Source organism: Paraburkholderia phosphatilytica (assembly GCF_003443895.1).
GTDB lineage: Bacteria > Pseudomonadota > Gammaproteobacteria > Burkholderiales > Burkholderiaceae > Paraburkholderia > Paraburkholderia phosphatilytica.
Genome location: NZ_QQOA01000017.1, coordinates 51,178 through 74,093 on the forward strand (window position 1 = coordinate 51,178; position 22,916 = coordinate 74,093).

Genomic DNA, 22,916 nt, shown 5'->3' on the forward strand with positions numbered 1-22,916 from the left:
GTGTGTTCGTTGATCCAGATGTCGATGTGCGATCTGCGCGGTCCACGCGGCCCCGGGCGTCAGCGCCTCGTTGCGGCGCCCTTCGTGAGGGCGGACAACGGTGCGCGCGCGTCGAAGCCCGCGTGACGGACCGGCGTTACAGATCCTCCGAGCCGAGCAGCATCTCGGTGATGCCCTTGCCGGCCTGGACCATCGGCCAGACGTTTTCGGTCGGGTCGGTCTGGAAATCGAGGAACACCGTGCGATCCTTCAGGCGCAGCGCTTCCTTCAGCGCCGGTTCCACGTCCGCGGTCTTCTCGACGCGAATCCCGACGTGGCCGTACGCTTCGGCAAGCTTCACGAAGTCCGGCAGCGCATCCATGTACGAATGCGAATAGCGCTTGCTGTATTCGATCTGCTGCCACTGGCGCACCATGCCCAGATAGCGGTTGTTCAGCGAGATAATCTTTACGGGCGTGCTGTACTGCAGGCAGGTGGACAGCTCCTGGATGCACATCTGGATCGAGCCTTCGCCCGTGATGCACAGCACGTCGTCGTCCGGATGGGCCATCTTCACGCCCATCGCCGCCGGCAGGCCGAAGCCCATCGTGCCGAGCCCGCCGGAATTGATCCAGCGGCGCGGCTTATTGAAACGGTAGAACTGCGCAGCCCACATCTGGTGCTGGCCAACGTCCGAGCAGACGAACGCGTTGCCGTCGGTCAGCTCCCACGCCTTCTCGACCACGTACTGCGGCTTGATGATTTCGCTCTTGCGGTCGAACTTCAGGCAGTCTTTCGCGCGCCAGCCTTCGATGTCCTTCCACCATTCCGCGAGCGCTGCGGTGTCGGGACCGTGTTCGGCGTGCTGCAGCTGCTCGATCAGTTCCTTCAGCACTTCCTTCACGTCGCCGACGATCGGGATGTCGACCTTCACGCGCTTCGAGATGGACGAAGGATCGATGTCGATGTGAATGATCTTGCGCGGGCGCGACGAGAAGTGCGCCGGGTCGCCGATCACGCGGTCGTCGAAACGCGCGCCGATCGCGATCAGCACGTCGCAGTGCTGCATCGCCATGTTGGCTTCGAACGTGCCGTGCATGCCGAGCATGCCGAGGAATTTCCTGTCCGACGCGCGATAGCCGCCGAGGCCCATCAGCGTGTTGGTGACCGGATAGCCGAGCAGATCGGCGAACTGGTTCAGCTCACGCGACGCATCCGCGAGGATGATGCCGCCGCCCGTGTAGATATACGGACGCTTCGCCTGCAGCAGCAGCGCGACGGCCTTGCGGATCTGGCCGGAGTGGCCCTTCGTGACCGGGTTGTACGAGCGCAGCGAAACGGTCTTGATCGGCTCGTAGGTGCACGGCGTTTTCGACACATCTTTCGGAATGTCGATCAGCACCGGGCCCGGACGGCCGGTACGCGCGATGTAGAACGCTTTCTTGACGGTTGCGGCGAGGTCGCGCACGTCCTTCACGAGGAAGTTGTGCTTCACGCACGGCCGTGTGATGCCGACGGTATCGCATTCCTGGAAGGCGTCCTGGCCGATCGCGGCGGTGGGCACCTGGCCGCTGATCACGACCATCGGAATCGAATCCATGTAGGCGGTCGCGATGCCGGTCACCGCATTGGTGACACCTGGGCCGGACGTGACGAGGCAGACACCGGTCTTGCCGGTGGAACGTGCGTAGGCGTCGGCGGCGTGCACGGCAGCCTGCTCGTGACGCACCAGCACGTGCTGGATCTTGTCCTGCTTGTACAGCTCGTCGTAGATGTAGAGAACGGATCCGCCGGGATAGCCCCAGATGAACTCGACGTCTTCGTCGGCCAGTGCCTTCATCAGCACCGTGCCGCCGATCGACTCGGCTTCGGGAATGGGTGTCGTATCCGACGTGGAGAATTCCGCGCTGGGCATATTCATCGTTTACCTTTCAAATTTTCGGCAAAAAATTGATCGGGTGCTCTCTGCCGGGCTTGTGGCTCGGGTTCAAGCGGCGCGTCCAGTTGACAGGTTAGCTTCTTGGGCCAACCCGAATGAGACAAGTCACTTATGTTGCGAACCAGCGAAGTTAGCCGGTATTTTCAGGATGGTCAAGCAATTATTGCCGCCGCGGCCCGCGGTGGCCGTGCGAAGCGCCGTTTCCGCTGCGCAGCGATAAGGGGCGAAAACGGCCTGAACACATCGGGCGTCACCTTTCGCCCACCCTTCGATCGGCCTCACCGTGACTACCACGGTAGCCGGGGGTCGTAAAAGTTTGCTAGCATCCGCAGGTTTACGACATTTTTCCATCGATTGCGCGCGACCTTTCTGCGCGGAAATCCACCCGGATGGCATCAGACAAAGAACTCGCCGATTTTCTGGCGGGCGTCGAAAGGCGCGCGTTCAAACAGACGGTCTACGCCGTGCGGGACGACGACGCGGCACTCGACATCGTGCAGGACGCGATGATCAAGCTCGCCGAAAAATATGGCGACCGCCCCCCTTCCGAGTTGCCGCTCCTGTTTCAGCGTATTCTCCAGAATGCGACGCACGACTGGTTCCGCCGCCAGAAAGTGCGCAACACGTGGGTCAGCCTGTTCTCGTCGCTCGGCAATGCGGATGACGACGAGTTCGACCCGCTAGAATCGTTCGAAGCCGAGGCAGGCAGCGCCGGCGCCGAGAGCAGCGAGCAGCGCATCGAGCGCGAGCAGGTCCTGCAAATGATCGACGACGAAATCCAGAAGTTGCCGGCACGTCAACGGGAGGCGTTCCTCATGCGTTACTGGGAAGATATGGATGTCGCCGAGACTGCCGCCGCCATGGGCTGCTCCGAAGGCAGCGTGAAAACGCACTGCTCCCGGGCTACCCACACGCTGGCGCAAGCGCTCAAGGCCAAAGGAATCACGCTATGAGCTCCGCTCTCGATACTAAAGAACTCGAGTTTGCGCGGCAGGTGCGCCGCGCACTCGACGAAAACGCGGCCAGCATTCCGCCCGCAACCGTCGACCGGCTCGCCGCCGCGCGCCGCGCCGCACTCGCCCGCAAGAAGCCCGAAACCGCGACCGCACCCGCGTTCGCGCCGGTGTTCGTCACCGTCGGCGCCGGTGGCGCGGGCGCGCTCGGACTGTCCGGCGGCCCGTCGAACGATGCCGGCCGCCGCTTTTCGGCGCTGCGCCGCTTCGCGCTCGCGTGGCCGATCCTCGCGCTCGCCGCCTGCCTCGTCGGCATTGCGTACTGGGAAGACCATCAGCGCACGGCGGAACTCGCCGATATCGATGCACAGATGATCAACGACGACCTGCCGCTGAACGCCTACCTCGATCACGGCTTCAACGCTTACCTGTCGCGCGCGCGCTGAGCGGGAGACCATCCGGGTGAATTACAAGCGCGGCCTTGCCGTAGTCTTTGGTTGCGTAATCGCGGCGCTGGTGTCGTTCGCCGCGACGTACCCGCGCTTCAACCCGCCTCCCGCACCGGCCGCTGCGCCGGGCGCGCCCGCCGGCGGCAAGCCGGCGGCGCCGGTCGCCGGCGCTTCGGCGCCTGCCGTGTCTCCCGAAGGGCCGCTCGCCTGGTCGAAGCTGACCGACGTGGAACGCACCGCGCTCGCGCCGTTCGCGAGCCAATGGAACACCTTCAGCGAAGAGCGTCAGCGCAAATGGCTAAAGATCGCGTCGCGTTACGCGAAAATGTCGCCTGAAGCGCAAAAAAGGCTGCACGATCGGATGGCCGAGTGGGCCCGGCTCACGCCCGAACAGCGGCGCGTGGCGCGCGAGAACTACCAGGTGTCGAAGGAACTGCCGCGCGAGGCTCGCCAGAACGCGTGGAAGACCTATCAGCAGTTGCCGGAAGAGCAGAAGGAAAAGCTCGCCGCGCTGGAGAAGAAGCGCCGTCCGACCGTCGTCAGCGCGCCGCCGTCCGGCAAGGCCGAGATCAAGGGTATCGAACGTCTCGTGAACGCGCACGACCGTACCGCGAGCGGCGTCGCCGTGCCGTCGCCGGCACCGGCGCCCGCTTCCGCTGCGCCGGCCGCATCGGCTGCGCCCGCCATTCCGGCGGCCGGCAGCTTCGTGCCCGCCACGCCGACGCCCGTGTCGCCCGCGGACGCGCCGTCGATCTTCAAGGGGTCGTGAGCGGCAGCTCGTTCAACCGCCGCCTGCCCGCACTCCCCACACTCCGGTTTTCGACCTCACGCCCATCGCGCCCGTGTCCAGCCAATCCGCCAAACCCGCAACGGATGTTTCGCGCGACGACGACGCGCCGGCCATCGATTCCACCACCCTCCCGCCCGTCGAGCCCGCCACCCCGAGCGTGCGCCGCCGTCTCGCGACGATGCTCTATGAAGGCGTGATCCTGTTCGGCATCGTGTTCATCGCGGGCTACCTGTTCAGCACGCTGACTCAGCAGCGCAACGGGCTCACGCATCACAACCTGCTCGCCGCCTGGATCGGGCTCGTGCTCGCGGTGTACTTCGTGTGGTGCTGGACGCACGGCGGCCAGACGCTGCCGATGAAAACCTGGCGCCTGCGTGTCGTCGCCGCGAACGGCGAGCCGCTCAGCGTGCCGCGCGCGATTGCGCGCTACCTGCTCGCGTGGCTGTGGTTCCTGCCGCCGCTCGCGCTGCATCCGCTCCTCGGCATCAGCGTGCCGCAGACGCTGATCGTCGCCGCGGTCTGGATCGTGATCTGGGCTGCGTCCGGACGGATCGGCGCGAGCCGCCAGTTCCTGCACGACCGGCTCGCGGGCACGAAAATCGTCGCGATTTCGCCACGTTCCTAAGAAACCGCATGGGCGCATCCGGCGCCCATTCGAGTCACGCCGCCCGCCTGGCAATACCGCAACGGTGACGGAAACCGCGCGGAAAACCGCGCCGCTAAAGGTGCCCGGAAATTCTTGCGCCTCCTCACCTCAACGCCTCGCGAAACTCGCCGTCTTTCGTAATAAGAACGTCTCGTGACTGTCACGGCGTCGTCATGCACCCATGGCCGAATGCGCATACCGCAACCGAACGCGTGAGCCATGGACCAGAATCCGTCCGCGACTTCCCTCTTCCGCCAGACCGGCCCGAGCGTCGACCCCGTCGCGTTCCGCCCCACCGCCTCCACCGGTAGTACGGTTCCTCTGCCCCTCCCGCCGCTGTCTCCCGATTCCACCGCCAGTCCCGACGACGACGATCACGAAGCGATGCATCGCTACCGCACGATCTGGCTGTCTGACATCCATCTGGGCACGAGCGGCTGTCAGGCGCCGTACCTGCTGGATTTTCTTCGGCACAACGAATCGGAGTACCTGTACCTCGTCGGCGACATCATCGACGGGTGGCAGCTGAAGAAGGGCTGGTACTGGCCGCAGGGGCACAACGACGTCGTGCAGAAGATCCTGCGTAAAGCGCGCAAGGGCACCCAGGTCGTCTACATCCCGGGCAATCACGACGAAGCGGCACGCCAGTTCTGCGACCTCGCGTTCGGCGACATCCATGTGCGCGGCGAAGCGTTCCACACGACGCTCACCGGCAAGCGCCTGTGGATCGTGCACGGCGATCTGTTCGACGGCGTGATCCAGCACGCGAAGTGGCTCGCGTACCTGGGCGATACGCTGTACACGATGATCCTCGTGCTGAACCGCTGGTTCAACCGGATCCGCAGCAGGCTCGGCTTCCAGTACTGGTCGCTGTCGCAGTACCTGAAGCATCAGGTGAAGAACGCGGTGAACTTCATCTCGTCGTTCGAACGCGTGATGACCGACGAAGCGCGCCGCCGCGGCTGCGACGGCGTGGTCTGCGGCCACATCCACAAAGCCGAGATCCGCGAGATCGACGGCGTGCTGTACTGCAACGACGGCGACTGGGTCGAAAGCCTGTCGGCGCTCGTCGAGACCTTCGAAGGCGAACTGAAGGTGATCTACTGGACCGTGATGCGCGCGCCCGGCGCGACCACACAGAAGGCGCGCGCCGCGACCGCCTGAACACCGAGACTCCATGACGACGCAATCCGCAATCACTTCCAGTTCGGAGCAGGCACCGATGAAGATCATGATCGTCACCGACGCGTGGGAACCGCAGGTCAACGGCGTCGTCCGCACGCTGAAGAACACGACCCGCGAATTGAGCGCGCTCGGCCACCAGGTCGAACTGCTGACGCCGCTCGAATTCCGCACGATCCCGTGTCCGACCTACCCCGAGATTCGCCTGTCGCTGTTTCCGAAGAAACGCCTGAACGCGCGCATCGACGCATTCGGCCCCGACGCGCTGCATATCGCGACCGAAGGTCCGCTGGGTCTCGCGGCGCGCGCGTACGCGATACGCCACAAGCTGCCGTTCACGACCGCGTATCACACGCGCTTCCCCGAGTATGTACAGGCGCGCTTCGGCATTCCGCTCTCCGCGACATACAAGTTCCTGCACTGGTTCCACAAGGCGTCGCTCGCGGTGATGGCGCCGACGCCCGTCGTCAAGCACGACCTCGAGAAGTTCGGCTTCACGAACGTCGTGCTGTGGACGCGCGGCGTCGATCTCGACATCTTCCGGCAGATGGAATCGAAAGTGCTCAACACCGCTCGGCCGATCTTCCTGTACGTGGGCCGCGTGGCCGTCGAGAAGAATGTCGAGGCGTTCCTCAAGCTTGACCTGCCCGGTTCGAAGTGGGTGGCGGGCGAAGGTCCGGCGCTCGCCGAGCTGAAGTCGCGCTATCCGCAGGTCAACTATCTCGGCGTGCTGACGCAGCCTGAACTCGCGAAGGTGTACGCGGCCGCGGACGTGTTCGTGTTCCCGAGCCGCACCGACACGTTCGGTCTCGTGCTGCTCGAAGCGCTCGCCTGCGGCACGCCGGTCGCAGCCTACCCGGTGACGGGCCCGATCGACGTGCTCGGCGACGGCGGCGCCGGCGCGATGAACGAAGACCTGCGCGAAGCCTGCCTCGAAGCGCTGAAGATCGATCGCGACCATGCGCGCGCATGGGCCGAACGCTTCTCGTGGGCCGCGGCGTCGCAGCAGTTCGCGTCGCATCTGAAACCGCTGCAACGCCCCTCGTTCAGCGAGGAAAGCGCGGCCGCATGACACGGCCCCAGCCGCGTTTCCTGCGCGAACGTATGCCCGACCAGCAGCATGCAGGCGGCGACGCCCGCGCATCGCATGCCAACGGCGATGACTCAGCGCACGTGGAGCCGTTCGACGACGCGATCGACACGCACGAGCGCGAGCTGCACACGGCCGGCGTGCAGCCGCTGCGTCCGCTTGCGCCACGGCCGGGCGCGACGCAGAATCGCGGCATGTCCGAACCCGCCACCGATGCACCCGCCGCGCCCGTCGATCGCACCGACGACGAGACCGCTCCGCAATCCGGCGAGCCGCTCAGTCCGGACGATCCGTTCGCACCGCTGCCGTTCAATCCGTACAAGGGCAATCGCGGCGTGACGCGCGCGTGGCACGCGATGAAAAATTCGTTCGCGGGCTTTCGCGTCGCAATCCGCGAAGAGAGCGCATTCCGCCAGGAGCTGACGCTCGCAGCGATTCTCGTGCCGTGCGGCGTGCTGGTGCCGGTCGATGCGGTCGCGCGCGTGCTGCTGCTCGGCTCGGTGCTGCTCGTGCTGATCGTCGAGCTGCTCAATTCGAGCGTCGAAGCGGCCATCGACCGCATCTCGCTCGAACGCCACGAACTGTCACGCCGCGCGAAAGACCTCGGCAGTGCCGCCGTGATGGTCGCGCTCGGCATGTGCGTGATGACGTGGGTGCTGATCGTCGGACCGCTCGTCGTGCACTGGATTCGCGGCTGGTTCCAGGCTTAGCCGCTCGCCTCTTCCTCCCAACGCCTCCGCCCTCGGCCCCGCCCAGGGCGGCTCGGCGCGCCCTTCCCGCTGTCTGACCGCATGAACGTCGGTTTATAATCAGACGCCAGTTTGATTTATACCAACCGCACCGGGCTCACGCAGCGGCCACTGTCGCCGCGCGTCAACCGCGCATATTTCAGGGCCGGACGACATGGAAGCGAAACCTCCCCGCCGCACCCGCGAACGGATTCTGGAACTCTCGTTGAAGCTCTTCAACGAGATCGGCGAGCCGAACGTCACCACTACGACGATCGCCGAGGAAATGGAAATCAGTCCAGGCAACCTGTACTACCACTTCCGCAACAAAGACGACATCATCAACAGCATCTTCAGCCAGTTCGAGCAGGACATCGAAAAGCGGCTGCGCTTCCCCGACGATCACCGCGCGACCATCGACGAAATGTGGTCGTACCTGCAGTACATGGTCGACTTCATGTGGCGCTACCGCTTCCTGTATCGCGACCTGAACGATCTGCTCGCGCGCAACCGCACGCTCGAGACGCACTTCAAGCAGATCATCAGCCACAAGGTGCGCTTCGCGAGCCAGTTCTGCGAACAGCTGGTGTCGGACGGCGAGATGGATGCAACGCCGGACGAACTCAACGTGATGGCCACCAACATCGGCCTGATCGGCACGTACTGGCTGTCGTATCAATTCGTGATGAATCCGCGCAAGTACAACGAGCAGGAAGCGATCCGCGCGGAGCTGCATCAGGTAAGCGTGCAGATCGTGTCGCTGATGGCGCCGTATCTGCGCGGCCGCTCGCGTCAGCTGTTCGACGACCTGGTCTCCGGCCGGATGCCGAAGCGCGAATTCCACGACTACCTGCCGCCGCGCGAAGGCGGCGCCGAATCCGAATCGAAGGAAGCGTGACGATGAAGTCCGTGTGTGTGTTCTGCGGCTCGTCGGACGGCGCGCGGCCGGTCTATGCTGACGCCGCGAAGGCGTTCGGACGCGCGCTCGTCGCGGCGGGTCTTACGCTCGTGTATGGCGGCGGCAAGGTCGGCCTGATGGGCGTGATCGCCGATACGGTGATGGCCGAGGGCGGACGCGCGGTCGGCGTGATCCCCGAGCTGCTCGTCGACAAGGAAGTCGGCCACAAGGGCTTGAGCGAGCTGCATGTCGTGCCCGACATGCACCAGCGCAAGAAGATGATGGCGGATCTCGCCGACGCGTTCGTCGCGATGCCCGGCGGCGCCGGCACGCTCGAAGAGCTGTTCGAGGTCTACACGTGGGCGCAGCTCGGTTATCACCACAAGGCGGTCGCGCTGTACAACATCGACGGCTTCTACGATCCGCTGATCGCGCTGCTGCGTCATACCGTGCATGAAGGTTTCATGCGGCAGACCTACTTCGACATCCTGCAGATCGATGCCGATCCCGCGGCGCTGATCGGCAGGCTGCGCGCATACCAGCCGCCTGTTCAGGACAAGTGGGCGCAGAAGCGCGACGAAGTTTGACGAGGTTTGAGGCAGCGCGCCGCATGCGCGATCCCGGCGCGATTTCAAGCGCAATTCCAGCCCGATTCCAACCGCGATTCCAAGCGAGGAGTCTGTGATGTCGAAAGTCGTCCTGATCACGGGAGCCAGCCGCGGCATCGGCCGCGCGACCGCGCTGCTGCTCGGCGCGAAAGGCTGGAGCATCGGCGTCAACTATGCGAGCAACGAAGCCGCCGCGCGCGAGACCGCGGCCGCGGTGGGTCGCGCCGGCGGTCACGCGCGCGTGATACAGGGCGACGTCGCGGATGAAGCATCGGTCGTCGCGATGTTCGATGCGCTCGTGAGCGCGTACGGGCGCATCGACGCACTCGTCAACAACGCAGGCATCGTCGCGGCGGGCATGCCGCTCGCCGATATGAGCTACGAGCGACTCAAGCGCATGTTCGACGTCAACGTGCTCGGCGCGTACCTGTGCGCGCGCGAAGCCGCGCGGCGCATGTCGAAGGACCGCGGAGGCGAAGGCGGCGCGATCGTCAACGTGTCGTCGGCGGCAGCGCGGCTCGGTTCGCCGAACGAATACGTCGACTACGCCGGCTCGAAAGGCGCGATCGATACGATGACGCTCGGCCTCGCGAAAGAGCTCGGACCGCAGGGCGTGCGCGTGAACGCGGTGCGCCCCGGCCTGATCGACACCGAGATTCACGCGAGCGGCGGCAAGCCCGAGCGCGCCGCCGTGCTCGGCGCGCAAACGCCGCTCGGCCGCCCCGGCACCGCGCAGGAAGTGGCGGAGGCGATCGTCTGGCTGCTCGGCGACGAAGCCAGCTACGTGACCGGCGCCCTCTTCGACGTCGCCGGCGGCCGCTAGCCGGTCCTCGAAGCTCCTTCGCCCGATTCCGTCGAAACTGACCGACCAATCCAGCGAAAGCGCTCAAATTTTGGTCGATTGTGCCGAAATTTACCCTTAATACGTAACCCACCGTAACATTCCGGTTTACAATCCGGGACGGTGACCCGCATTCGTCACGCCATCTGGCGTGAGGCGGAGCCAGCCGCAGGTGTCGGACACGCATCTTGCGACGCGCCTTCGGGTCTTTCGAACTCCGCCCCCATGCATTACCACCGCATCGACGCCTGGCATCCCCGCAAGCCTGCGATCACGTTCGCGCCGCGCCGGACCGCGCCCCGGCCATGCTCCGCGACGTCCGCGTCACTGCCCGGACCGCTTTTCAGCGGCAGTTCGCGTGACGGCGGTTGGGTCCCGACCGCCCGATGGCCGAACGCCAGCCTCACCGAACGCCCTACCGCTGCCGCATTTCCCTCCGGCGCCGCCCGCGATCCCGCGAAGCAGCCGTCTCTGCTGGCGCTGCTCGAACGGTCGCGCTGGGCCATGTGGATCGCGTGCATCGCGATCGTGCTCGCGTGGCTCCTGCCCGGCACGCTCGGCCACGACCCGTGGAAGCAGGACGAGACCTACACGTTCGGCATCATCCAGCACATGCTCGAGTCCGGCGACGTGGTCGTGCCGATGAACGCAGGGCAGCCGTTCGTCGAAAAGCCGCCGCTCTACGACTGGGTCGCGGCCGGGCTCGCATGGATGTTCAGCCGCTATCTGCCGCTACACGACGCCGCGCGGCTCGCGAGCGCGCTGTTCGCCGCGCTGACGCTCGCATGCGCCGTCCGCGTCACGCGTCGCGCGACCGGCGCCACAAGCTGGCTCGATCTGCGCGTGCTGGGCGCCGCAGCGCTATTCGCGGGCTCGCTCGTCGTCGTGAAGCACGCGCACGACATGATGACCGACGTCGCGCTGATGGCCGGCGCCGCGCTTGGCTTCTGCGGTCTGTACGAACTCGTCGATGCATCGCTGCGCGCCGATACGCGTGCCGATACGCGTCCGGCCGCGCGTGCAGGCGCGCATTCAGCCGATACCCGCGACGCCGACCTCGCCGCGTTGATGTTCGGCGCGGGCGTCGGCATCGCGCTGATGACGAAGGGGCTGTTCGTGCCGCTGGTGTTCGGCGCGACGACCTGCGCGGTGCTGATTGCCTACCCCGCCTGCCGCAGCCGCGCGTTCGGCCGCTCGCTTGCGCTGGCTGCGCTCGCGTGCGCGCCGTTCGCGCTGATCTGGCCGCTGTGCTTCTTCCTGCGCTCGGAGGCGCTCTTCAAGGTCTGGTTCTGGGACAACAACGTCGGACGCTTCTTCGGTTTCTCGGTGCCCGAACTCGGCTCCGGCAACGACAGCCATCTGTTCGCGGTGCGCTCGCTGATGACGGTCGGTTTTCCGGTGAGCCCGCTCGCGCTCGTCGCGTTGATCGCCGCGCTCGCACCGGCCCGGAGCCGCGCGGACTTCTGGCGCCGGCTCAGCGCGCCGCAGGTCCTGCTGCCCACGCTGTTCGCAGGCATCGGCGTTGCGGTGCTCGAGATGTCGGCGACCGTGCGCGAACTGTACGTACTGCCATTCATCGCGCCGCTCGCCGTGCTGGCGGTACTTGGCGTGCCGCGCCTGCCGCAGCGATTGCACACGGCGTGGGACCTCGTGAGCCGCGTGCTGTTCGGCGTGCTGGTCGTGCTCGCATGGGTAATCTGGGCGACCGTCACCCAGCCCGTGTCGAAACATGCGCCCTTGCATGTGCTCGGGCGCTGGCTGCCGCTCGACTGGGTGATGCCGATCCATCCGGTGCTGATCGTCGCCGCGCTCGCACTGACGATTGGCTGGCTGTGGTTGCTGCCCACGCTGCGTCACGCAGGCATCTGGCGCGGCGCGCTCAGCTGGTGTCTGGGCGCGATCGTCGCGTGGGGCCTTGTCAGCACGCTGCTGCTGCCGTGGCTCGACATCGCGAAGAGCTATCGCTCGGTGTTCGACGATCTCTCGCGCCATCTCGCCGTCGACTGGAACAACGGCGACTGCATGGCCAGCATCGATCTCGGCGAATCCGAAGCGCCGATGCTCTACTACTTCACCGGCGTGCTGCACCAGCCGATCCTGAATGCCGCCGACACCGCGTGCACGTGGCTCATCGTCGGCGGCCGCCGCGACGACGCGAAATCTCCCGGCGATGGCTGGCGGCTGTACTGGTCCGGCGCGCGCCCCGGCGATACGGACGAGCTGCTGCGTGTATTCGTGAGAACGCCTGACGGAACGCCGCCAATGCCGTGAAGGCAAACTGAACCTGAACCGGGCGAGCGCTCAGAATGACGACCACGGCTCCTTCAGAAACGCAATCTCTTCGTCCGTGGACGCGCGACCCAGTACCGCATTGCGATGCGGAAAACGCCCGAAGCGCTCGACGATTTCCGCGTGACGTTCCGCATGACGTGCGTACTCCTGATTGCCCGTTTCGCGCACGAATTCGCGCTGCAGCCGCAACGATTCGCGCTGGTCGTCGACCCGCTCGCTGTGCTCGAACGGCAGATACACGAACGCGCGATGTTGGGCCGTCGGTAGCCGCCGGTCCGCGCCGCTCGCCACCATCCGACGTGCGACCTGCACGGCCTTCCCGTCGCACGCGAACGCCTGTGGCGAGCCGCGGCGACAGTTGCGCGGCAACTGGTCGAGCACGATCACGAGTGCGAGCGCGCCTTCCGGCGTCGCCATCCAGTGATCGAGTTCTCCGCGCGCGGCTTCGTCGATCCACGCGCCGAAGCGCTCGCGCAGATGCGCATCGAACGCATCGTCGCGCTTGAACCAGCGCTTGCGGGCCGTGCCGAATTCCGCCGAACCCGGCACGCCGAACCATTCGTCGAGCACGGCCTGCGCGCGTGGATCGACGGCGCTCGCAGCGGGCGGCGCGTCGTGGCTCATACGAACTCCAGCACCAGGCGCCGCGTGCGCGCGCTCTTCTTCTCGAGCTTCGCGACACGCAGCGCACCGATCTCCCGCGTATTGCGCACATGCGTGCCGCCGCACGGCTGCAGATCGACGCCGTCGATCTTCAGGAGCCGCACGCGGCCCAGCCCCATCGGCGGCTTCACGCTCATCGTGCGGACGAGTTCGGGGCGCGCGCTCATCTCTTCGTCGGTGATCCACTCGGTTGCGACGCCGTGCGCGCCGCCGACGAGTTCCGCGAGTCGCGCCTCCACCCGCTCGCGCTCGATCGGCTCGACGGTTGCGAAATCCAGCCGCGCGTAGTCGACGGTGATGCTGCAGCCGTCGACCGGATACGGCAGCACCGCGCACATCAGATGGCTCGCGGTATGCAGACGCATGTGACGGTAGCGCCGCTCCCAGTCGATCTGCGCGTGCACGCGTTCGCCCACCGCGAGCCGCGCGACGAGCGCATCCTGCCCGGGCGCGGGCACATGCACCGCGTCGTCCGGCGTCGCGCCTTCGAATTTTGCTTTACGGGTGTCGGCGATCACGATGCGCGTGCCGTCGGCAAGCGTCAGCACGCCAGTGTCGCCGGCCTGCCCGCCACCGAGCGGATAGAACACGGTCTGGTCGAGCTGGATGCCGTGTTCGTCGAGCGCGACGATGGTCGCGTCGCAGTGCTGCAGATAAGCATCTTCCCGGAACAGTGCGCGAGTGGTCATCGGGGCTCCTGACGGTTCAGCGAAGGCCCATTATGCCCAGCGCCTGCACGCGCCGGAAGCTGGCCGGACGGCCAACGCGAAAGCGCGCGCACCGGACTGTACCGGCGCAGTTGCCGGGCCAGTGAAGCCCTGACATCGGTGCGGATCAATCAGCCCGGCCGGTTGCGCATCCAGTCCGCGGTATCGAAGAACGAATGCAGCAGCCGTTCGCGTAGCGGCTCGGCAAGGCTCACGTCTTCCATCGCCCATGCCATGCAGCGCAGCCACTGGTCGCGCTCGCTGGAAGCGATCGAAAACGGCAGATGGCGCGCCCGCAGCCGCGGATGTCCGAAGCGGCTGATGTAGTGATCGGGGCCGCCGAGCCAGCCGCACAGGAACCAGAACAGCTTGTCGCGCGAGCCGTCGAGCGTCGGCGGATGCAGCGCGCGGATGCCAGCGAAGTCCGGCTCGAGATCCATCAGATCGTAGAAACGGTCGACGATTTCGCGCACGCGCGCTTCGCCGCCCACCAGTTCGAACGCGGTGGGCTGTTGCGGCGACTCGCCGGTGGGGTCGTCGGAGGAGGAAACGGTTTCGGTTGAATCGGACATACGGATTGGCAGCTTCAGGTTCTACGATATCGGGTTCTACGATTTCGGCGCGCGCATGCTACGCGTCGCGTAACGACTGCAACGCGGGCCGCGCGAGCACATGGCGCAGGCTCAGCCAGCCGCTCACGCCCGCGCATGCAATGCCGGACGCGACGCCCGCCGGCAACAGCCACGGATTGAACGACAGATGGAACTGGAACACATGCACTGCGAGCTGCCAGCCGACCACCTGCGCGCCGATCGCGGCGAGCAGCCCTGACAGCGCGCCGACCGCGACGAACTCAGCGAACTGCACCGCCCGCACCTGCCGGTGCGACGCGCCGAGCGCGCGCAGCAGCGCGGATTCTCGCATACGCTCATCGCGCGTGCCGGCGAGCGCCGCGTACAGCACCAGCACGCCCGCCGCGAGCGTGAACAGGAACAGGAACTGCACCGCGCCGATCACCTGCGAGAGCACCCGCTGGATCTGCGCGAGGATCGGCGCGATATCGATCGCGGTGAGGTTCGGGTAGCGCGCGATCAGCGCGTCGGTGTCCGCATGCTGCGACGGAGAAACGTGGAAGCTCGTGACGAAGGTCGCCGGGAAATCGTGCAGCGCGGCGGGCGGCATCAGCACGAAGAAGTTGACCTTGAACGAGCCCCAGTCGAGCTTGCGCACGCTCGTCACCGGCGCGTCCACCTGCAGGCCCGTGACGTCGAAGCGCAGCGTATCGCCCACCTTCACGTTGATCAGCTTCGCGAGGCCCTGCTCGATCGAGATCTGCGGCTCGGTCGTTTCGCCGAACCACTTGCCTGAGGCGATGCGGTTGTCGTCGGGCAGCTCCGTCGTGTACGACAGGTTGAATTCGCGGTCCACCAGCCTCCGCGCGTCTTCGCTCTTGTAGTCGTCCGGATTGACCGGCTTGCCGTTGATCGCGATCAGGCGCCCACGCACCATCGGCTCCAGCGCGACGTCCGGCTGACCGTGCGTTTTCAGATACTGCATCACGGCATCGTGCTGATCCGGCTGGATGTCGATGATGAACTCGTTCGGCGCATCGGGCGGCGTGGAGCGGCGCCAGCCGTCGATCAGGTCGTTGCGCGTCATCGCGATCAGCAGCAGGCACATCAGCCCGATGCCAAGCGCCGTGATCTGCAATGCGCTCGATCCCGCGCGCCGCTCCAGCGACGCGAACGCGTAACGCCAGCCGATCGTCGCATTCACGCGCTCGCTGCGCGCGACCCCGGCGCCCACCCACAGGCCGAGCCGCGAGATCGCGGCGATCAGCAGCATGCCGCCGCCGAAGCCGCCCGCGACGATGCCGCCCAGCTTCAGCTCGCCCGCCGCCAGAATCAGCAAACCAGCAAACAGCACGATGCCGAGTGCGTACGCGGCCCACGCCGTGCGCCCCGCCTCGCCCCACTCGCGGCGCAGCACGCGCACCGGCGGCACCTGGGTCAGCGGCAACAACGGCGGCAGCGCGAAGCCCAGCAGCAGCACGAGCCCCGCGCCGATGCCCTGCAGCGCCGGCCACACCGTGGGCAGCGGCAATTCGACATCGACGAGACTGCCGAGCCAGCTCAGCAACACGAGATGGCCGCCGAAGCCGAGCACGATCCCGACGAGACCGCCGATCACGCCGAGCGCGACGAATTCCAGCGTGAATAGCGCGCGCAGCGTGCGTTGGCTGACGCCCAGGCACCGCATCGCCGCGCAGCCATCGAGATGTCGCCGCATGTAGCGGTGCGCGCCCATCGCGATCGCGACCGCGGCGAGGAGCGCCGTCAGCAGCGATACCAGCGTCAGGAAATGGTGCGCGCGCTGCAGCGTCTCGCGCACCTGCGGCTGGCCGTCCTGCAGCGACTCCAGCGCCACGCCGCGCATCTTGCCGCCATCCACCTGCGCGTGAGCGAACTGCGCGAACTGCGCGTCCGCCTGATCGGTGCCCGCCACCAGCAGGCGGTACGTGACGCGGCTGCCGTACGTGATGAGCCCGGTCGACGCCATCTCGTCCGCGCGCATCATCAGGCGCGGCGAGAAATTCACGAACGAGAAGCCGCGGTCCAGTTCGCGGGTGATCATCGCGGCGATCCGGAAGGTGCGCGAACCGACCCGCACCTCGTCGCCCACCTTGAGCTTCAGCGCGTCGAGCAGTTCGTCGTCCACCCAGACCGTGCCGGGCGCGGGGATCGCGTCCGCCTGACGATCGGGCGCATTCGGCGCCGACGTAATGCGCAGCGCGCCGCGTAGCGGATAGTCGGATGACACGGCCTTGATCGCCGCCAGCCGCGAGATCGACGGGCCGCCCGCCTGCGTCGCGACCGAGCCCACCATGCTCGGGAAGATCGCGGTGGTCGCCGTGCGCAGGCCAAGCGCTTTCGCCTTGTCGCCGAACACCGGGTCGACCGGATGATCCGCGCGCACGATGAAATCGGCGGCGATCATCTTGCGGCCGTCGCGGTCGAGCCCCTGGTTCATCCGGCTCGCAAGGAAACCCACGCTCGACAGCGCCGCGACCGCGAGCACCAGCGCGAGCAGCAGCATCGTCAGCTCGCCCGCGCGCCAGTCGCGCGCGGTCATCCGCAGCGCCTGGTGCAGCAGGTCATGCAGCGAGAAGTGATGGGTCGCGGTGGCAGCCGGCGCGCGCGTGACGGGCTGCGCCGGCGTGGCGGAGGAAGACGCCGGGCGGCGCGCACCGGCGGAATCGTTCAGACGGGAATCGCTCAATCGTGAGGGCCTCGCGTGAGTGCCTCGTGTCGGAGGGCGCGACGTGACGCAAGCGGCGCGCGGTACGGCGGCTGCGCGCCAGGGCTCGGTCAGTCAGTCGTGCCGGCCCCGCAGCGAACCGAAGCGGGTGACCATATGCGTCGCCATGCCGCGAAAGCCGCCCTGCACGCCGCGCCACAGACGCGGCAACGCCCAGCTCGCGAGCACGAGAAAGCCGACCAGCAGCAGCAGGAACAACACCGGCACAAACAGCGCGAGCAATAAACCGACCACGACGAGGCCATCTTCCGCCGTCGACGTGACCACGTTCGAAACGGGTTCCGGCGACAGGTTGATCAGCGCGCGCGTGCCCGCCTTCGCGAGATGCGCGGTGCCGGCGAGCGTGCCGCCCGCTAGCGCGGCGATCGTCATCAGCGCCGGGTCCGCATGGCCAAGCGCGCCGACGGCGAGCACGGCGCCGGCCGGAATGCGGATGAACGTATGAACGGCGTCCCACAGCGAATCGAACGCGGGGATCTTGTCGGCGAGAAATTCGGTGACGGTGAGGATCGCGGCCGCGCCGATGACCCACGGCGAAGCCAGCACGGACAGCGTATCCGGCAGATGGACGATACCGGCGCGATCGAGCACGCCCGCGAGCAGCACGGTCAGATACAGCCGCAGCCCGCTTCCCCAGGCCAGACCTGCCGCGAGTGAAAGGGGTTCAAGCATGGTCTCCTCCTGGCGCGGCACCTTTGGCGATGCCAGCGCTCGACTCAGCCGTTCCTTCGCAAACGGCTATGCCGCACTGCGAGGGATTCACCCCATTATAGCCACGAAGAATTCGGGGTCGCCGCGCCGCGTGCGCACGCGCCGTGGGCTGTACGCAACGGTTGCGTGCGATCGTTCACACGCGGCCGCGCGCCGGCGCGACGTTCAATGCCCGGACGACAGCTTGAGCCCGATCAGGCCGACGATGATCAGCGCCGCGCTCGCAACCCGCGCCACCGTCACCGCCTCGCCCAGCATCACGATGCCGAACACGAACGCGCCGACGGCGCCGATGCCCGTCCATACCGCGTACGCGGTGCCGAGCGGCAGCTGGCGCATCGCGAGCGCGAGCAGCACGAAACTGCCGAGCGCAGTCACGATGGTGAACGCGGACGGCCAGAAACGGGTGAAGCCTTCGGAAGTCTTGAGGCCCGCGGCCCACGCGACCTCGAGCAGACCAGCGATCAGAAGCAGAATCCAGGACATGACGGCCTCGGATAAGTGGGGTCGTCCCCGGTTCGACGGAATCCGTAAGGTCGTCCTTACAGATCCGTAAATCATATCAAACCGGCTGCTGTGTCCCTGCTTGCCTTGGGCCGCGTCGTGTCAGTGCCGTGTGCCCGCGTCCGCCGTCGGCATCAACCCGTGCCGATCAGCCGGTAGCCCACGCCCGTCTCGGTCAGGATGTGCTCGGGCTGCGCGGGGTCGCGCTCCAGTTTCTGCCGCAGATGCGCCATGTAGATGCGCAGATAGTGGTGACTCTCGACGTGCGACGGCCCCCACACATCGCGCAGCAGTTGCCGGTGCGTGAGCACCCGGCCGGCGTGGCGCACGAGCGTGGCGAGCAGCCGGTATTCGATCGGCGTCAGATGGACGGTCGCGCCTTCGCGCGTGACCTGGCGCAGGCCGAGGTCGACGGTCACCGCGCCGAAGCGCACCACCGCCGATTCGCTCGCGCCGCCCTGATTGCGGCGCCGCAGATGCGCGCGAATCCGCGCGAGCAGCTCCGACACGCCGAATGGCTTGGTCAGGTAGTCGTCCGCGCCGGCGTCGAGCGCGGCAACCTTCTCGCTTTCCTGGGTGCGCGCGGACAGCACGATCACCGGCAGCTCGCTCCAGCCGCGCAGCTCGCGGATCACGTCGAGACCATCGGTATCGGGCAGGCCGAGATCGACGATCACGAGATCGGGCTTGCGGGTGGCGGCTTCGACGAGCCCCTGCTTGCCGGTCTCCGCGTCGTGCACGGTGATGCCCTCGCTTTCCAGCGACGCCCGCACGAAACGCCGGATCTGCTTTTCGTCTTCGATCAGAACGACGGTGACGCCTGGATCACTCATGGCTCGGTTTGGATTCGCTGGTTTCAGGTTCGCCGGATGACGGTGCGGCGGGCACGGACGACGTGCCGGTGCCGGTGGCAATGACGCTCGCTGCCCCCGGCTGTGACGGCACAGGAGCATCGATGTCCGGAGCATCGTCTTCCACTGCCTCGAGCGTGTCGGGAATCGGCGGCGGCGACTCGACCGGTAACGTGAACCAGAAGCGCGCGCCTTCAGTACGGCCGTCCGCCGCAACGCGATTGACGGCGCCGATCGTACCACCATGCGCCTCGACGATCGCCCGGCAGATCGCGAGGCCGAGCCCGATGCCGGGCGTGTTCGACTCCTTCTCGCCGCGCGTGAATTTCTCGAACACGCGCGCCTCCATGCCCGCCGGCAGGCCTGGGCCGTTGTCGTCGACGGCGACGCGCACGAACTGGCCGCCGGCTTCGTCGACCACCTGCGCGCCGATAGTCAGCGCGGAGTCGGCCGGCGTGTACTTCGCCGCGTTTTCAAAAAGGTTCGTGAAGAGCCGCTCCATCAGCACCGCGTCGAGCTGCAGCAGCGGCAGGTCGGCGGGCAGCTTCACGTTGACCGGATGACGCGCCAGCACGCGGCGGCATGCGCGCAGCGAGGTCCCCACCGTCTCCTCGAGCAGCGACCACTGGCGGTTCAGCTGCAGCCCGCCCGCCTGCAGCCGCGCCATGTCGAGCAGGTTCGTGACGATGCCCGTCATGCGCAGCGCTTCCTCGTGGATCGCGTCGACGAGTTCGCCGCGCGCCTCCCGGGCGCCTTCTTCCGCGACGCCTGACGGTTCGAAGCCAGGTTCAGCTTCACGAGCCGCTTCATGAGACTGCGCGAGCATCGACGAGAAGCCGACAATCGCCGTGAGCGGCGTGCGCAGGTCGTGCGAGATCGCGGACAGGAGCGAGTTGCGCAACCGTTCGGACTCCATGTTGACGAGCGCATCGCGCGCGATGTCGACGTAGTGCACCCGCTCCAGCGCAAGCGCGATCTGCGCGGCGAACGCATCCAGCATGCGCTGCTGCTCGGGCACGTTCAGTTCGCGCATGCCGCGTTCGTTGCGCATCGCGACCGCGAGCACGCCGCGCGTACGCATCGGCGCCTTCAGCGGCAGGTACAGCGCGTGCGCCGCGGGCAAGGTATCCGTGCCGCGGCCGGCCGGCTTCTGCTGGTCGTAGACCCATTGCGCGACGTCGATGTCGAGCGCCTCGCCTGCGAGCGTCACGTTGACGTCCGGATCCTCGATCTTCTGCTTCACGCGGTCCGCGCTATCCGGCAGCAGCAGCGCGACGCGCGCGTCGAACACTTCGCTCACGTGCCGGCTGCCGGTGCCGACGATCTGCTCGGTGGTCAGCGCCGCGGCCAGCTCGCGCGCCATCGCGTACATCGCGCCAGTGCGCTGTTCGCGGCGCCGCGCGACGCGCGCTTCGCGGCGCAGCGTCGAGGTCAGATGGCTGATCACGAGCGACGTCAGCAGCATGCCGAGGAAGGTCAGCAGATACTGCGTGTCCGACACCGAGAACGACATGCGCGGCGGCACGAAGAAAAAATCGAACGCCGCGACGCTCAGGAACGACAGCAGCACGCCGGGCCCGCGCCCGAGGCGCGCCGCCGCGAAAATCACGCCAAGCAGATACAGCATCACGAGGTTGGTCAGATCAATACGATCGATCAGCTGGCTCGCGACCAGCGTCACGCCCGCGCAGATCGCGACCGCGACGCCATATGCACGAAGCGGCGAGCGATGCTCACGCACCACGGCGAGCGACGCGCGCCATGCCCGCGCGTTCTCGTCGGACCCGGCGCGGCCGGAAGGAGGCTCGTCGAACGCGCGGATCAGCGTGAGATCGAGATCGCCCGCGCGCTCGGCCAGCTGCTCGCCGAGCGGCCGCCGCAGCCGCCGCTGCCAGCCGGTACGCGGCGACCCGCCCGCGACGAGCTTCGACACGTTGCGCACCCGCGCATAGCCGATCAGTACGGACACCGCATCGTTGCCGGCGAGCGTCGCGGTCTCCGCGCCGAGATCGGCCGCGAGGCGCAGCGCATTCAGCGTGCGTTCGCGCGTCGCTTCGGGCAGCCGCTGGAGCTTCGGCGTCTCGACATACACCGCGAGCCAGTCCGCCTTGAGGCTGGCTGCGAGCCGCGCGGCCGCGCGCACCAGCGTCGGTGCTTCCGGGCCCGGACCGACACACACCAGCAGCCGCTCGCGCGCCTGCCAGATGCGCTGGATCGAGCGGTCCGCGCGGTACTCGCGCATCTGCGCGTCGACGCGATCGGCGGTGCGGCGCAGCGCCAGCTCGCGCAGCGCGATCAGGTTGCCCTTGCGAAAGAAATTGCGTACCGCGCGCTCGGCCTGCGCCGGCATGTAGACCTTGCCGTCGCGCATCCGCGCGAGCAGTTCCTCGGCCGGCAGATCGACGAGCGTGACTTCGTCCGCGCGATCGAACACGCGGTCCGGTACGGTCTCCCAGACGCGGATGCCGGTGATCTGGCCGACCACGTCGTTGAGACTTTCGAGGTGCTGCACGTTGACGGTGGTGTACACGTCGATGCCGGCATCGAGCAGCTCGTACACGTCCTGCCAGCGCTTCATGTGGCGCGCGCCCTGCACGTTCGAATGCGCGAGTTCGTCGACGAGGATCAGTTGCGGCTTGCGCGCGAGCGCCCCGTCCAGATCGAACTCGGCGAGCTTGCGGTTGCGGTACTCGATATGCGCGGGTGGCAACACCTCGAACCCTTCGAGGAGCGCCGCGGTTTCGCTGCGGCCATGCGTTTCCGCGATGCCGACAACGACGTCCACGCCTTCATCGCGGCGCCCTTTCGCCGCCTGCAGCATCGCATAGGTCTTGCCGACGCCCGCGGACGCGCCGAAGAAGATCTTCAGCGCGCCGCGCTGGCGTTTCTCTTCGTCACGCTGCAGACGATCGAGCAGTTCGTCGGGATTGGGTCGGTTCACGTTCGATGGCGCATGGCGTCGTTGACGCGAGAGTGTCTGGATGGTCGCACGTGACGGCCGCGGTCGCAATCCGGCCGAAAGGCCAGTGCCCGTGCCGCGCGTTCAGCCGCTTCAAAACGCGCATGGGCGGCATGCGGGCATGCCGCCCTTGTTGCGCACGATTTCGCTCCGGTGCTTTCCACTGACGCTCAGCGCTCAGCCATGCTGCGCGGCATCCAGCGCGAGATTCAGTTGCAGCACGTTGACGCGTGCCTCGCCGAGCACGCCGAACTGCCGGCCGTTCGTATAGCGGTCGACGAGCGCGGCGACGTCGCTCGGGTTCATCTTGCGCGCCTTCGCGACACGGTCGATCTGATACGCGGCCGCGGCCGGCGAGATCTCCGGATCGAGGCCGCTGCCCGACGACGTGACCAGATCGACCGGCACTGGCTTCGACATATCCGTGCCGGCAGCCTTCAGTGCGTCGAGACGGCCCTTCACCTCGTCGGTGAGCGCGCTGTTGATCGGGCCCAGGTTCGAGCCGCCCGAACCCTGCGCGTTGTACGGCATCGGCGAAGTGGCCGACAGACGGCCCCAGAAGTACTGCGGCGCGTCGAACTGCTGGCCGATCAGCTTCGAGCCGACGACCTTGCCGTTCGCCTCGATCAGGCTGCCGTTCGCCTGATCGTGAAACACCGCCTGGCCGAACGCCGTCAGCACAGCCGGATAGGCGAGCCCGGTGATCGCCGTCAGGACGACGAACAGCACGATCATCGGACGGAGCAAACGAGAAGTGGCTTGCATGATGGTTCCGTATTCCTTTGCTTTGAGTTAGCTGCTTCGTGCA

The 22,916-nt window shown here is 66.9% G+C and carries 21 protein-coding genes; 11 read left to right on the forward strand and 10 right to left on the reverse strand.

Annotated features, from left to right (window positions below):
* Positions 1–136 precede the first annotated feature (136 nt).
* Complete coding sequence (locus tag DVS29_RS19150; RefSeq protein WP_118182066.1) at positions 137–1,900, reverse strand: acetolactate synthase 3 catalytic subunit; 1,764 nt, start codon at positions 1,898–1,900, stop codon at positions 137–139.
* Positions 1,901–2,307: 407 nt separating this feature from the next.
* Between DVS29_RS19150 and DVS29_RS19155 the strand changes: the two genes are divergently transcribed.
* The 11 genes from DVS29_RS19155 (at position 2,308) to DVS29_RS19205 (ending at position 12,374) form a co-directional block, all read left to right on the forward strand.
* The gene (locus tag DVS29_RS19155) at positions 2,308–2,871 is read left to right on the forward strand and encodes an RNA polymerase sigma factor (RefSeq protein ID WP_118182067.1); all 564 of its coding nucleotides are present in this window, start codon (positions 2,308–2,310) and stop codon (positions 2,869–2,871) included.
* Positions 2,868–3,317 (forward strand): DUF3619 family protein, encoded by a 450-nt coding sequence (locus DVS29_RS19160; protein WP_118182068.1) that lies wholly within the window; start codon positions 2,868–2,870, stop codon positions 3,315–3,317. Before DVS29_RS19155 ends, DVS29_RS19160 begins: the two co-directional genes overlap by 4 nt.
* Before the next feature lie 16 nt (positions 3,318–3,333).
* Positions 3,334–4,089: a DUF3106 domain-containing protein gene (locus tag DVS29_RS19165; protein ID WP_118182069.1), complete on the forward strand. Its 756-nt coding sequence runs from the start codon at positions 3,334–3,336 to the stop codon at positions 4,087–4,089.
* 133 nt (positions 4,090–4,222) lie between these two features.
* A complete protein-coding gene (locus DVS29_RS19170; protein ID WP_240655693.1) occupies positions 4,223–4,735 on the forward strand; it encodes an RDD family protein in 513 nt (170 codons plus the stop codon).
* Between the two features lie 240 nt (positions 4,736–4,975).
* Positions 4,976–5,920, forward strand: coding sequence for a UDP-2,3-diacylglucosamine diphosphatase (locus DVS29_RS19175; RefSeq protein WP_118182071.1), 945 nt, complete (start codon positions 4,976–4,978; stop codon positions 5,918–5,920).
* Positions 5,921–5,978: 58 nt separating this feature from the next.
* Positions 5,979–7,010, forward strand: a complete 1,032-nt coding sequence (locus tag DVS29_RS19180; protein ID WP_118182154.1) for a glycosyltransferase family 4 protein — start codon at positions 5,979–5,981, stop codon at positions 7,008–7,010.
* Positions 7,007–7,738: a diacylglycerol kinase gene (locus DVS29_RS37865; protein WP_420816129.1), complete on the forward strand. Its 732-nt coding sequence runs from the start codon at positions 7,007–7,009 to the stop codon at positions 7,736–7,738. The genes DVS29_RS19180 and DVS29_RS37865 overlap by 4 nt, the downstream gene beginning before the upstream one ends.
* A 193-nt stretch (positions 7,739–7,931) precedes the next feature.
* Positions 7,932–8,654 carry a TetR/AcrR family transcriptional regulator gene (locus DVS29_RS19190; RefSeq protein ID WP_118182072.1) on the forward strand — a complete coding sequence of 241 codons (723 nt, stop codon included), beginning with the start codon at positions 7,932–7,934 and terminating at the stop codon, positions 8,652–8,654.
* Between the two features lie 2 nt (positions 8,655–8,656).
* Complete coding sequence (locus tag DVS29_RS19195) at positions 8,657–9,241, forward strand: LOG family protein (RefSeq protein ID WP_118182073.1); 585 nt, start codon at positions 8,657–8,659, stop codon at positions 9,239–9,241.
* A gap of 97 nt (positions 9,242–9,338) precedes the next feature.
* Positions 9,339–10,085 (forward strand): SDR family oxidoreductase, encoded by a 747-nt coding sequence (locus tag DVS29_RS19200; protein WP_118182074.1) that lies wholly within the window; start codon positions 9,339–9,341, stop codon positions 10,083–10,085.
* 243 nt (positions 10,086–10,328) lie between these two features.
* A complete protein-coding gene (locus DVS29_RS19205; RefSeq protein ID WP_240655685.1) occupies positions 10,329–12,374 on the forward strand; it encodes an ArnT family glycosyltransferase in 2,046 nt (681 codons plus the stop codon).
* Positions 12,375–12,404: 30 nt separating this feature from the next.
* On the opposite strand, the gene DVS29_RS19210 is transcribed toward DVS29_RS19205, so the two are convergent.
* The 9 genes from DVS29_RS19210 to kdpC form a co-directional block, all read right to left on the reverse strand.
* Positions 12,405–13,019 carry a DUF924 family protein gene (locus tag DVS29_RS19210; protein WP_118182075.1) on the reverse strand — a complete coding sequence of 205 codons (615 nt, stop codon included), beginning with the start codon at positions 13,017–13,019 and terminating at the stop codon, positions 12,405–12,407.
* Entirely contained in the window at positions 13,016–13,747 is a 732-nt protein-coding gene (locus DVS29_RS19215) for an alanyl-tRNA editing protein (RefSeq protein WP_118182076.1), read from the reverse strand. Before DVS29_RS19215 ends, DVS29_RS19210 begins: the two co-directional genes overlap by 4 nt.
* 149 nt (positions 13,748–13,896) lie before the next feature.
* Entirely contained in the window at positions 13,897–14,337 is a 441-nt protein-coding gene (locus DVS29_RS19220) for a group II truncated hemoglobin (RefSeq protein WP_118182077.1), read from the reverse strand.
* A gap of 58 nt (positions 14,338–14,395) precedes the next feature.
* Entirely contained in the window at positions 14,396–16,897 is a 2,502-nt protein-coding gene (locus tag DVS29_RS19225; protein ID WP_118182156.1) for an ABC transporter permease, read from the reverse strand.
* Positions 16,898–17,137: 240 nt separating this feature from the next.
* Positions 17,138–17,755, reverse strand: coding sequence for a DUF4126 domain-containing protein (locus DVS29_RS19230; protein WP_118182078.1), 618 nt, complete (start codon positions 17,753–17,755; stop codon positions 17,138–17,140).
* A 204-nt stretch (positions 17,756–17,959) separates the two neighbouring features.
* A complete protein-coding gene (gene sugE / locus DVS29_RS19235) occupies positions 17,960–18,280 on the reverse strand; it encodes a quaternary ammonium compound efflux SMR transporter SugE (protein ID WP_118182079.1) in 321 nt (106 codons plus the stop codon).
* Positions 18,281–18,432: 152 nt separating this feature from the next.
* Entirely contained in the window at positions 18,433–19,131 is a 699-nt protein-coding gene (kdpE, locus tag DVS29_RS19240) for a two-component system response regulator KdpE (protein ID WP_118182080.1), read from the reverse strand.
* Positions 19,124–22,090, reverse strand: coding sequence for a DUF4118 domain-containing protein (locus tag DVS29_RS19245; RefSeq protein WP_118182081.1), 2,967 nt, complete (start codon positions 22,088–22,090; stop codon positions 19,124–19,126). Before DVS29_RS19245 ends, kdpE begins: the two co-directional genes overlap by 8 nt.
* 195 nt (positions 22,091–22,285) lie before the next feature.
* Entirely contained in the window at positions 22,286–22,873 is a 588-nt protein-coding gene (kdpC, locus tag DVS29_RS19250) for a potassium-transporting ATPase subunit KdpC (RefSeq protein WP_118182082.1), read from the reverse strand.
* Positions 22,874–22,916 lie beyond the last annotated feature (43 nt).